The 11,028-nt window shown below is 61.3% G+C and carries 8 protein-coding genes and 1 pseudogene; 6 read left to right on the top strand and 3 right to left on the bottom strand.

The genetic code is table 11. The annotated features are described in order from the left end of the window. A pseudogene (locus PMI30_RS26650) lies at positions 1-298 on the bottom strand (outer membrane protein assembly factor BamA); the annotation flags it as partial. Positions 299-520: 222 nt separating this feature from the next. Between PMI30_RS26650 and PMI30_RS26655 the strand changes: the two are divergent. From PMI30_RS26655 to PMI30_RS26665, 3 genes are all read left to right on the top strand, one after another. Beyond that, positions 521-1,204, top strand: coding sequence for a response regulator transcription factor (locus PMI30_RS26655; protein WP_008005778.1), 684 nt, complete (start codon positions 521-523; stop codon positions 1,202-1,204). Beyond that, entirely contained in the window at positions 1,201-2,466 is a 1,266-nt protein-coding gene (locus tag PMI30_RS26660) for a HAMP domain-containing sensor histidine kinase (protein ID WP_008005775.1), read from the top strand. Before PMI30_RS26655 ends, PMI30_RS26660 begins: the two co-directional genes overlap by 4 nt. Before the next feature lie 107 nt (positions 2,467-2,573). Continuing rightward, entirely contained in the window at positions 2,574-3,023 is a 450-nt protein-coding gene (locus PMI30_RS26665; RefSeq protein WP_007896291.1) for a hypothetical protein, read from the top strand. Between the two features lie 18 nt (positions 3,024-3,041). On the opposite strand, the gene PMI30_RS26670 is transcribed toward PMI30_RS26665, so the two are convergent. Together PMI30_RS26670 and baeS are read right to left on the bottom strand one after the other, a co-directional pair. After that, the gene (locus PMI30_RS26670; protein ID WP_008005773.1) at positions 3,042-3,725 is read right to left on the bottom strand and encodes a response regulator; all 684 of its coding nucleotides are present in this window, start codon (positions 3,723-3,725) and stop codon (positions 3,042-3,044) included. A gap of 3 nt (positions 3,726-3,728) precedes the next feature. Beyond that, positions 3,729-5,147 (bottom strand): sensor histidine kinase efflux regulator BaeS, encoded by a 1,419-nt coding sequence (gene baeS / locus PMI30_RS26675; RefSeq protein ID WP_008005771.1) that lies wholly within the window; start codon positions 5,145-5,147, stop codon positions 3,729-3,731. A 113-nt stretch (positions 5,148-5,260) separates the two neighbouring features. On the opposite strand from baeS, the gene PMI30_RS26680 reads away from it, so the two are divergent. From PMI30_RS26680 to PMI30_RS26690, 3 genes are read left to right on the top strand one after another with little or no spacing between them, the layout of a single operon-like run. Continuing rightward, a complete protein-coding gene (locus PMI30_RS26680; protein ID WP_008005769.1) occupies positions 5,261-6,457 on the top strand; it encodes an efflux RND transporter periplasmic adaptor subunit in 1,197 nt (398 codons plus the stop codon). A 2-nt stretch (positions 6,458-6,459) separates the two neighbouring features. Further along, positions 6,460-9,606 (top strand): efflux RND transporter permease subunit, encoded by a 3,147-nt coding sequence (locus PMI30_RS26685; RefSeq protein ID WP_008005766.1) that lies wholly within the window; start codon positions 6,460-6,462, stop codon positions 9,604-9,606. Next, positions 9,603-11,000 carry an efflux transporter outer membrane subunit gene (locus tag PMI30_RS26690; protein ID WP_008005765.1) on the top strand — a complete coding sequence of 466 codons (1,398 nt, stop codon included), beginning with the start codon at positions 9,603-9,605 and terminating at the stop codon, positions 10,998-11,000. The genes PMI30_RS26685 and PMI30_RS26690 overlap by 4 nt, the downstream gene beginning before the upstream one ends. The last annotated feature ends 28 nt before the right edge of the window (positions 11,001-11,028 follow it).

The following is an 11,028-nucleotide window of genomic DNA, read 5'->3' as shown; positions in this document are numbered from 1 at the left end:
CGATCTCGATACTGGCGACCGAGGGACGCTCGACCACCGTGATGACCAGGACGTTGCCCTCGTGCCCCAGTTGGATATCCTGAAAGAAACCGGTCTTGAACAGTGCGCGGGTGGACTCCACCAAGCGGCGCTCATCCGCGTCATCACCGACGTTTAACGGCAAGGCACCGAACACACTCCCTGCGGAAACCCGCTGAAGGCCGTTGATGCGAATATCGGAAATTTTGAAGCCTTGAGCATGCACAAGTGTGGCGTTGAGTAGCAGTGCAGCCGAGCAGAGCAGGCGCGAAAAATTCATCAAGATCTTATCCAGAACACATCGACAAGCAGCGTAGGCGGGCGCGGATATCTCGCAGCAAGACGAGTCCGCGGAGCGAGCAGGCTGGTGGAGGTGAAGCATAAAAGCTCGGTGCGTTTGGTGCGGTTAACCAAGTGTCAAGTTAGGTAAAGGTTGGCCCGGGGCGATGACGGTGTGCAGTGCAAGGGCGATAATGCGCGGACACACACTCAAGAGTTCCCCATGATCTCCGTATTGCTAGTCGACGACGACCAGGAACTGACTGGAATGCTCAGCCAATACCTGGAGCGTGAAGGCTTTGAGGCGACTGCGGTGCACACGGGCGAGGAGGGCGAGGTGCAAGCGCTTTCCGGGCGCTACAGCATTGTGGTGCTGGACGTGATGCTGCCGCGGCTGTCGGGTATCGAGGTGCTCAGGCGCATTCGGGCTGTGAGCCAGGTGCCGGTCGTGTTGCTGACCGCCCGAGGCGACAACATAGACAAGATCACCGGCCTGGAACTGGGCGCCGATGACTATGTGCCCAAGCCCAGCTCGCCGGGGGAATTGGTGGCGCGTTTGCGGGCAATCATGCGCCGGACGCAGCCGGCGGATCAGCCAACCACCGAAGTGATCAGGACCGGCCCGCTGGTTTTATGGCCCGGCAAGCGCCAGGCCCTCTGGCTGGGGCGCGACCCGGGGTTGACCAGTACCGAGTTCAGCTTGCTCGAAGAGCTGGCCCGTTGTGCCGGGCAGGTGGTGAGCAAGCAGGATCTGTCGCTCAATGCCTTGGGGTGTCCGTTGACCCGCTACGACCGGCGCATCGATGTGCACATCAGTAGCATTCGCCAGAAGCTGGGCCCGCGCCCCGACACCAAGGCCTGGATTCAGAGCGTGCGTGGCCTCGGTTACTTGTTGATCGCCGAATGACCAAGCCCAGCCGGCTGTTCTGGAAGCTGTTCCTGGCGTTTTGGCTGGCCACCAGCCTGACGTTTCTGGTCGGGCTGGGCATTCTGGTGCTGGGCAGTTTCGGACCCAGAGACCCTCATCTGGAGGCGATCCTGGCCAGCGAAGAACAGCTGCTGCGACAGTTTGGTGTCGAGTCCGGCCGGCAGTTGCTGACGGTGTGGGAGCATCCGGATGACCAGACCGTTGGCGTGTATGACAGTGCAGGTCAACTGCTGGCGGGATCGCCGGTTCCGCATCCGGCTTATGAGCGATCGGTCATCAGCAAGGACGGTACCACGCTGTCGCTCAGGTCTTCACAGTCCCCTGGCAAAGAAGGTGATAGAGGAGGGCCAGGGCGCTCGATTCCGCTGATCATCGGCACGGTGATGAGTGCGCTGTTCAGTGGGTATCTGGCGTACTACCTGGCATGGCCGTTGGCCTATCTTCGGCGGGCGATGAGCGACGTGGCCCAGGGGCGCTTCGAAACCCGGGTCAAGCCGATGATGGGTGGGCGCCGCGATGAAATCGTCGATCTGGCCGAGGACTGCGACCGAATGGCCAACCAGCTGAAACTGCTGGTGGAGGCCCAGCAACACCTGTTGCACGACATCTCTCACGAACTGCGTTCACCGTTGACGCGCATGCAAGCGGCCATCGGGCTGCTGCAGCAAGATCCGGCACGCCAGGAAATGGTGGAGCGCATCCAGCGCGAATCGGTGCGTATGGATACGCTGATCGAGGCGTTGTTGACCCTGGCGCGCATGCAGGGTCGGCCCGAGAGTATCGAGCGCGAGCCAATCGATATCGTCGAGTTGCTGTCGGTGATCGTCGAGGACGCTCAATTCGAGGCGCAAATGAAAGGTTGCCGGGTAAGCCTGCAGGCGAGTCCGGCCTTTGTCAGTCGTGTCAGCGGCGAACTGCTGTATCGGTGTTTCGAGAACGTCATTCGAAACGCGGTGCGCTATACCAAGCCGAACACGGCTGTTGTTGTAGTGGCCGAGGTCAAACCCGATGCAGACTACCTGACGGTGCAGATTACCGATCGGGGGCCGGGTGTTGAAAACGAGCGACTGCAGGACATTTTCCACCCGTTCGAGCGCGGCCTGAACGAGGCCAGTGCCGGTTTCGGGCTGGGCCTGGCGATCGCTTCAAGGGCTGTGGAAATACACGGCGGCACGATCATGGCGCGCAACCAGCCATCCGGCGGGTTGATGGTGGAAATCAGTTTGCCCCATCGGGCGTGATCTTTACACGATATTACATTGGCTTGACGGCTCTGTACGCCCCGTCTCAGTAGACTTCCCGCTCAAACTTACTCAGCGTTTGCTGATGTTTTAGAGTGGAGGTGGTCATGTTTCTGGTTCATAAAAAGGGTTTCGTTCCCGGCAAGAAAATGGTCGACGGGCTTGTGCCCTATGACTTCTTTTGCGAAGACAATCCGGCCATCAATCTGTTTGTATTCACTGGCTCCACAGCCCAAGGCAAAGCGGTTGAGGAACAGACACTCTGGGGCTTTACCCGTCTGGAGCGCTTTGAGGCACTCACCGGCACCCTCGTGTCGAACAAGAAGAATGAAGGCTGGTTTCAAACGGTCAATGTACTCACTGGCCCTGCCCAGAACGGTACTCAGAGCGTGAAGTTTCAGCGGGTGCTGAAAATCATCAAGCATTGCGGTGCATCGGGCCGTGTCGCCAGCAAGGTCGACTACGAGATCCAGACAGATGAAGGCGATACCTACTTCACCCGCCGCCTCGCTACATCCGACAGCGCGCAAACCATTATCTATGCGGCGGATCAATAACGGCCATTTCGACGACGCTCAGGCGTCGGCGAGCTGAAACCGATAGCCAACCCCATACAACGACTCGATCGGATGCTCTCCCGGGCAGGCCTGTTCGAGCTTGCGTCGCAGATTACGGATATGGCTGTCGACCGTGCGGTCGGTGACCACCCGGTGATCAGAATAGATCCTGTCGAGCAACTGATCCCGGGAAAATACGCGTCCCGGAGAGCGGGCGAGGGTATTGAGCAAGCGCAGTTCCAGAGGCGTCAGGTCCAGTGCCACACCGTCGAGGGAGGCTTGGTACTGTGCTTCGTCAATCTGTAGACGCGGTGCTGCCGAGGTCAAAAGATGCGGGCTGCGTCGCAGGATGGCTTTGACCCTGGCGACCACTTCGCGAGGACTGAAGGGTTTGCAGATGTAGTCGTCGGCGCCCAGATCCAGCCCGAGCAGGCGATCCACTTCCTCGACCCGGGCGGTAATCATGATGATGGGCACGGCACTGAAGCTGCGCAGTTCCCTGCACACTTGCAGGCCATCACACCCAGGTAGCATCAGGTCGAGAAGGATCAGTCGCGGCTCACTGGCCCGTACTGCCGGCACCACCGCCAGCCCGTTGTCCAGGCACTGGGTCGCATAGCCAGCGGCGATCAAATAGTCGCGCATCAACGCGGCCAGTTTGGGTTCGTCTTCGACGATGAGGATCGGGCTGTCGTTGACCATTGTTCAGGCGTTCCGTGGCAGGCGCAGGGTCAGCCAAAGGCCACCCAAAGGAGAGTGATCGGCACTGATACTGCCGCCATGGGCCAGGGCGATGCTGTGACAAATAGCGAGCCCCAGACCGGCGCCACCACTGGCGCGATTGCGTGAGGTTTCGCCGCGGTAAAAACGCTCGAACAGCCGCGGCAACTGATCCGCGTCGACCCCGGGGCCGGAATCAAGGAAATCAATGCGTACGACGTCGCCATCGCTGGCCGCGCGAATGCGCAGCACGCCGCCTTCATTGGTATAGCGCACGGCGTTTTCCAGCAGATTGGCGAACAGTTGCTGCAAGCGCTTGGGGTCGGCCTCTAACCGCAGCGGCGAGGTCGGTAGTTCCAGCTCCAGGCGCAAATGCCGCGCATTGCAGCGTTCCTGGAACATCGCCACGCAACCGTCCAGCAGCTCGTTGAGATCGCATTCGCTCTTGCGGTAAGTCAGTGCGCCCACATCGGCCAGAGACAGTTCGTACAGGTCATCCACCAGTTTGCTGAGCATGCCGACTTCGCCTTGCAGCGATTTCATTGAGGATTGATCGAGGGTGCGCACACCGTCCTCGATGGCCTCCAGTTCACCACGCAACACCGACAGTGGGGTGCGCAGCTCATGGGAAACATCGGCCATGAACTCCCGGCGCATTTTTTCGTTGCGTTCCAGCGTATACGCCAGCTGATTGAAGTCACGGGCCAGTTGACCGACTTCGTCATTGGAAGACACCGCCACCCGGTTGCTGTATTCCCCGGCGGCCAGTCGGTGCGTGGCGGCGGCCACTCGCTTGACCGGGTCAAGCAGGGTGCGGGCAATCCACCAGGCGATCAGCATCGCCAGCAGCAACGAGATTACGCCCATGCCCAGACTGGTGCGCAACAGGTACAGGCGAAAGCGTTCGCCACCGGCTTCGGTCACGTTCTGAAACGGTGTCACCGCCAGCCAGCCGACGGTTTTACCGGCAACCTCGATAGGGCGCATCAGGGCGTCGTCGGCAATCGCTGAGTAGCCCATGACCAGCTGTTTTTGCTGGTCCAGCAAGGCGATGCGAAACACCGCGCCGGTCAGGTCGGACGTGGGCAGGTTCGGCCGCTGCGGGTCGGTGAAATCTACACCCGGCTCCGGCCGCATGAGTTCGAACCAGCGATCCGGCTGGTCGCGCAGAAATTCCCAACTGCCTTCGCGCTCATAGGCGCCGGCCAGGCGTGGCAGCACCGGGGTCATGCGCAACAGGGCCTGTTCGTTGAGGTAGTCGAGAAAGCCTTTGCCAAAGCTCCAGCCGTTGGCCAGCCCCATGCTCAGGATGACAAACAGCACGCTGGCCAGTACCGCAATAAACAGCTTGGTGGAGATACTCAGTTTCATGGGCTCGGGCAGGTCAGTGAATGGCCCGCCCATTTAGGCCCCGGCGCGACGAAGATTCAAGCTCGCGGGGCAATCTTCAATTTTCCTGCACATTTGCCTCGCAGTATGGCGCCTGGCTTCAGCCATCCCGTCTTGCAGAGGCATTTATGTCGACCAAACTTTTCGCCAAATCCTTGGTGACCGCCGCCATTCTACTTTCCTTGATCGTCCTGCTCGTGTTGAGCGGATGCTCCCCCGGCGAATCCGCGCCGGTTATCGAACCGCCCAAGGTTTCAGTGATCACTGTGCAGCCCAAAAGCCAGGCGCTGACCACGGAACTGGCCGGGCGCACTCAAGCGTTCATGGTCGCCGAGATTCGGCCGCAAGTTGGCGGTATCGTTCAGCAGCGGTTGTTTGTCGAAGGTGCCGAGGTCAAGGCCGGGCAGGCGTTGTATCAGTTGGACGCGTCCTCTTACAAAGCCTCGTTGGCTGAAGCACAGGCGACCCTGGCAAAGGCTCGCGCCACATTGAAGTCGGCCCAGGCCACGGCCAGGCGCGATGCACAGTTGGCGAAGATCGATGCCATCAGCCAGCAGGACAACGAGGATGCCCAGGCCAGTCTGCTGACCGCCGAGGCTGAGCTGCAAGTGGCGCAGGCCGGGGTGGATACCGCGCGCATCAACCTGGCCTATACCCGCATTAGCTCGCCCGTCAGCGGACGCATCGAAACCTCGACGGTCACCCCCGGTGCGCTGGTGGTGGCCAATCAGGACAGCGCACTGACCACGGTGCAGCAGTTGGACCCGATCTACGTGGATGTCACCCAATCGACCACCGAGTTGTTGCGCCTCAAGCGTGACTTGGCCAGCGGCGTGCTGCAAAGCAACGGCGAAGGCGAAGCGCGGATCAGCCTCAAGCTCGACGACGGCAGCGCCTACGCCCATGAAGGTCGCTTGAAGTTCAGCGGGGTCAGTGTCAATGAGGGCACTGGCACGGTGACCTTGCGGGCAGAAATCGCCAATCCTGACCGGCTATTGCTGCCGGGCATGTACGTGCGGGCGGTGCTGGAACAGGCTCGGGACGATCAGGCGATATTGATTCCGCAACAGGCGGTGAACCGCAGTGCCAGTGGCGTGACCTCGGTGCTGGTGGTGGTCAATGGCAAGGTCGAACAGCGCGTGCTGACCATCGACCGCGCCGTGGACAATCAGTGGTGGGTCACGGCTGGTCTGAAGGCCGGTGACCAGGTGATTGTCGAGGGCGGGCAGAAAGTCCGAGTCGGTGAATCAGTGGTGGCACAGAACCCCGGTACTCGCAGCCGCACGCTGAAATCGGCGCCTGTTGCCATTGCGCAGGAGGGCTGAGCATGGCGCGTTTCTTTATCGATCGGCCGATTTTTGCATGGGTCATCGCCATCGTCATCATGCTTGCCGGGGCCTTGTCGATCAGTCAGTTGCCCCTGGAACAGTACCCGGACATCGCGCCGCCGACGGTTCGTATTTCCGCCACCTACACCGGCGCCTCGGCCAAGACCGTGGAAGACTCGGTGACCCAGGTCATCGAGCAGCAGATGAAAGGCCTGGATAACCTGACCTACATGTCGGCCTCCAGCAGCTCGGCGGGCAGTGCCAGTATCAACCTGACGTTCACCGCGGGCACGAACCCGGATGTGGCGCAGATGCAGGTGCAGAACAAGCTGCAACAGGCTGAGTCGAGACTGCCGCAGTCGGTACAGAGCGAAGGCCTGACCGTGACCAAGGGCGGGTCGGACTTCCTGATGATTGCCGCCCTGGCTTCCGACAACGAAAGCGTGACCGGCACCCAGATTGGCGATTACATTTCCAGCACCTTGCTGGACCAGATCAGCCGTATCGATGGCGTCGGCGATGTGCAGACTCTCGGTTCGGGCTACGCCATGCGCATCTGGCTGGACCCGGCCCTGCTGGAAAAGTACGCGTTGATGCCCTCGGACATCAGCAGCGCCCTGGAGGCGCAGAACACCGAAGTCTCCGCCGGCCAGCTCGGTGCATTGCCAGCGCTGGCCGGGCAGCAACTGAATGCCACCATCAGTGCCCGCAGCAAACTGCAAACCGCCGAAGAGTTTCGCAATGTCGTGGTCAAGTCCACTGGCGATGGCGCCGTGGTGCTGCTGGGGGATGTGGCGCGAGTCGAGCTGGGCAGTGAAAGCTACGACATCAGTTCAGCCCTCAATGGCAAGCCCGCCGCCGCCATGGGCGTGCAGTTGGCCGCTGGCGCCAATGCCCTTGAAGTCGGCGAAGCGGTGAAGGCCAAGCTCAAGGCGTTGGAGCCGTTCTATCCGACGGAAATGCAGCTGAAAAATGTGATTGCCTACGACACCACGCCCTTTGTCAGCCTGTCCATCGAGGAGGTGGTCAAGTCCTTGGGCGAAGCCATCGTCCTGGTGGTGCTGATCATGTTCCTCTTCCTGCAGAACCTGCGGGCCACGCTGATCCCGGCGATCACCGTGCCGGTGGTACTGCTCGGCACGTTCGGCGTACTGGCGCTGTTCGGCTATTCGATCAACACCCTGACCATGTTCGCCATGGTCCTGGCTATCGGCCTGTTGGTGGACGACGCGATTGTGGTGGTGGAGAACGTCGAACGGGTGATGGGCGAACAGGGGCTGTCGGCCCTGGCCGCCACGCGCCAGTCGATGGATGAAATCACCAGCGCCCTGGTCGGCATTGCCCTGGTCCTCAGCGCGGTGTTCATTCCCATGGCGTTTTTTGGAGGTTCTACGGGGATCATCTACCGGCAGTTTTCGGTGACCATCGTTTCGGCCATGGTGCTTTCGGTGCTGGTGGCCATGACGCTGACGCCGGCGTTGTGCGCGACCCTGCTCAAGCCGTCCGATGCCCAGGGCCATGGTGCTCAACGCGGGTTCTTCGGCTGGTTCAACCGCACCTTCGAACGCGGCGCCGAGGCCTATAAAGGATGGGTGGGGGCAATTTTTCAGCGTGGACGCGCGAGTCTGCTGGTGTATGGGCTGGTGGTGCTGGCGATGGCGGCCGGTTATTTCAGTTTGCCGACTTCGTTCCTGCCTGATGAAGACCAGGGCATTCTCATGGCTCAGGTGCAGTTGCCGGTGGGGGCCACGGACAGCCGTACTCAAGCAGTGGTCAAGCAGTTCGAAAGCTACATCCTCGAACAACCGGAAGTCGAGGCGCTGATCAGCATCTCTGGCTTGGGCATGAACGGCAACAGCCAGAACGCCGCCCGCGCCTTTATCCGGCTCAAGGACTGGAGCGAGCGCTCGGGGGCCGGGCAGGATTCGGCGTCCATCGCCCAGCGGGCGACCATAGCACTGTCGAGCATTGGTGATGCCAATGTGTTCGTCATGCAGCCCCCGGCTGTGCGGGGCCTGGGGCAGAGTTCGGGTTTTGATGTGCAACTCAAGGATCTTGGTGGCCTGGGGCATGAGGCGCTGGTGGCGGCGCGGGAGAAGTTTATCGAACTGGCCAACAAAGACCCTCGCCTGCTGGGGGTACGCAGCAATGGCCTGGATGACTCACCGCAGCTCAAGGTCAGCATCGACGATCGCAAGGCCGGGGCCTTGAGCCTGAGTACCAGCGACATCAATACCACCTTATCCACGGCGTTGGGCGGCACTTACGTCAATGACTTCCTCAACCAGGGCCGTGTGAAGAAGGTCTACGTTCAGGGCGAGGCGTCGTCGCGGATGCAGGCGGTCGACCTGGAGCACTGGTTCGTGCGCAACAGCAACAATGAGATGGTGCCCTTTTCCTCGTTCGCCAGCAGTTCGTGGAGTTATGGCTCTCCGTTGCTGGAACGCTACAACGGCAACGCTTCGCTGGAGGTGGTCGGCGATCCTGCGCCGGGGGTCAGTTCCGGGGTCGCCATGGATGCCGTGGAAGCGATTATCAAGCAATTGCCGGAAGGCATCGGTTATGAGTGGACCGGGCAGTCGTATCAGCTGCGCCTTTCCGGTTCGCAAGCACCGTTGCTTTACGGGATATCAGTGTTGTTCGTGTTCCTCTGCCTGGCCGCGCTTTACGAGAGTTGGTCGGTGCCATTCTCGGTGATGCTGGTGGTGCCGTTGGGTGTGGTTGGCGCGGTGCTGGCCACCCGTTTCAGTGGTTTGAGCAACGACGTGTACTTCCAGGTCGGGCTGTTGACCACTGTGGGGTTGGCGGCCAAGAACGCGATTCTGATCGTCGAATTCGCCAAGCATCTGCAAGAGCAGGGCAACAGCTTGCGGGAGGCGACGCTGATCGCCGTGCGGCAACGCCTGCGGCCCATTCTCATGACGTCCCTGGCGTTCATGTTCGGCGTGCTGCCTCTGGCCCTGAGTTCCGGCGCCGGTTCCGCCGGACGCCAGGCCATCGGCACTGGCGTGCTGGGCGGTATGTTCACCGCCACGGTGCTGGGGATCTTCTTCGTACCGTTGTTCTTCGTGCAGATTCGCCGTCGCTTTGGCCGCGTTTCCACGGCTTCGACCTCCGTCCAATCCGCCCAGTCAGGTGACGCATGATCAAGTTTCGCTGGCCACTGCTGGCCGTCCTCGCGCTGCTCGGTGGCTGTATCAATCTGGCGCCGCAGTACGAGCGCCCTGAAGCGCCTGTCTCCGAACAATGGCTGCCGCCCGCCAACACGCCCAAGGGGGAGGTGGCCGCCGATATCGAGTGGCAGCAGTTCTTCACTGACAGCCGTCTGGCGCGCTTGCAGTCCCTGGCCCTGGTCAATAATCGCGACCTGCGCCTGGCCAGCCTGAACATCGAAAAGGCGCAGGCTCAGTACCGCATCCAGCGAGCCGAGGCCTTGCCTTCGATCGATGCCGGCGTCAGTGGCACTCACAGTCGCACGCCCGGTTCGTTATCCAGCAGTGGCTCGGCGGCCACCACTCATGACTACAGTGCGCAACTGGGCCTGAGCAGTTATGAAGTGGACGTGTTCGGGCGGGTACAGAACCTTCAGGACGAAGCGCTGGAAGACTATCTGGCGCTGACCGAAACCCGGCGCAGCACGCAGATCAGCCTGGTGGCCGAAGTGGCCACGGCGTGGTTGACCCTGGCGGCGGACAACGAGCGGTTGCACTTGGCCCAGGAGACCTTGCGCAGTCAGCAGGCGACCTACGAATTGACCCAGCGCAGCCACGCAATGGGTGGTTCTTCGGGTCTGTCTGTGGCGCAGGCGCAAACCACTGTGGAGTCGGCCCGAGGCGACGCGGCGGTCTACGAAAGCCAGATTCTCCAGGACCGCAATGCGTTGCGTCTGCTGGTTGGCAGCGATATTCCCGAGGAGCTGTTGCCAGGCGCGAACCTGGAGTCGGCTGCGGCGCTGGTTCAAGTGCCGGCGGAGCTTCCGTCCAGCCTGTTGCAACGACGCCCGGATGTGTTGGCCGCCGAACACACACTCAAGTCGGCCAATATCGACATCGGCGCGGCCCGTGCGGCGTTCTTTCCGAGTATCAGCCTGACAGCCAGTGCGGGGTCCTCAAGCTCGGCCTTGTCCGGACTGTTCAAGTCCGGCAGCGGCGCCTGGACGTTTGCCCCGAGCATCAGCCTGCCGATCTTCGATGCCGGTAGTAACCGCGCGACGCTGGATTCGGCCAAGGTCGAACGCGAAATACAGGTGCAGACCTATCAGCAGACGGTGCAGAGCGCGTTCAAGGAAGTGGCCGATGCCCTGGCGGTACGCAGCACGCTGGATCGCCGCATCACGGCTCAGCAAGCGTTGACCGACGCCAGCCGCAAAAGCTTCGAACTGTCCGACGCCTTATACCGTGGCGGTTCGCAAAGCTATCTCGAAGCCCTGGACGCCCAACGCTCGCTGTACAGCGCACAGCAGGACCTGATCACCCTGCGCCTGACCGAACAGAGCAACCGGGTGACGTTGTACAAGGTGTTGGGCGGCGGCTGGAATTAATGGCAGAGCGTGGAGGGGCGCGTCTTTG

The sequence above is a fragment of the Pseudomonas sp. GM50 genome, from assembly GCF_000282375.1.
In the GTDB taxonomy this organism is placed as follows: domain Bacteria; phylum Pseudomonadota; class Gammaproteobacteria; order Pseudomonadales; family Pseudomonadaceae; genus Aquipseudomonas.
The sequence above is the reverse complement of the archived record's forward strand: the minus strand, read 5'-3'. Positions and strand labels throughout refer to the sequence as shown.

Excerpts from the sequence above, each read along its gene's own strand:
- PMI30_RS26655 (WP_008005778.1), top strand. The coding sequence starts at position 521 with ATGATCTCCGTATTGCTAGTCGACGACGACCAGGAACTGACTGGAATG.
- PMI30_RS26685 (WP_008005766.1), top strand. The coding sequence starts at position 6,460 with ATGGCGCGTTTCTTTATCGATCGGCCGATTTTTGCATGGGTCATCGCC.
- PMI30_RS26670 (WP_008005773.1), bottom strand. The coding sequence starts at position 3,725 with ATGGTCAACGACAGCCCGATCCTCATCGTCGAAGACGAACCCAAACTG.
- PMI30_RS26680 (WP_008005769.1), top strand. The coding sequence starts at position 5,261 with ATGTCGACCAAACTTTTCGCCAAATCCTTGGTGACCGCCGCCATTCTA.
- baeS (WP_008005771.1), bottom strand. The coding sequence starts at position 5,147 with ATGGGCGGGCCATTCACTGACCTGCCCGAGCCCATGAAACTGAGTATC.
- PMI30_RS26660 (WP_008005775.1), top strand. The coding sequence starts at position 1,201 with ATGACCAAGCCCAGCCGGCTGTTCTGGAAGCTGTTCCTGGCGTTTTGG.
- PMI30_RS26665 (WP_007896291.1), top strand. The coding sequence starts at position 2,574 with ATGTTTCTGGTTCATAAAAAGGGTTTCGTTCCCGGCAAGAAAATGGTC.
- PMI30_RS26690 (WP_008005765.1), top strand. The coding sequence starts at position 9,603 with ATGATCAAGTTTCGCTGGCCACTGCTGGCCGTCCTCGCGCTGCTCGGT.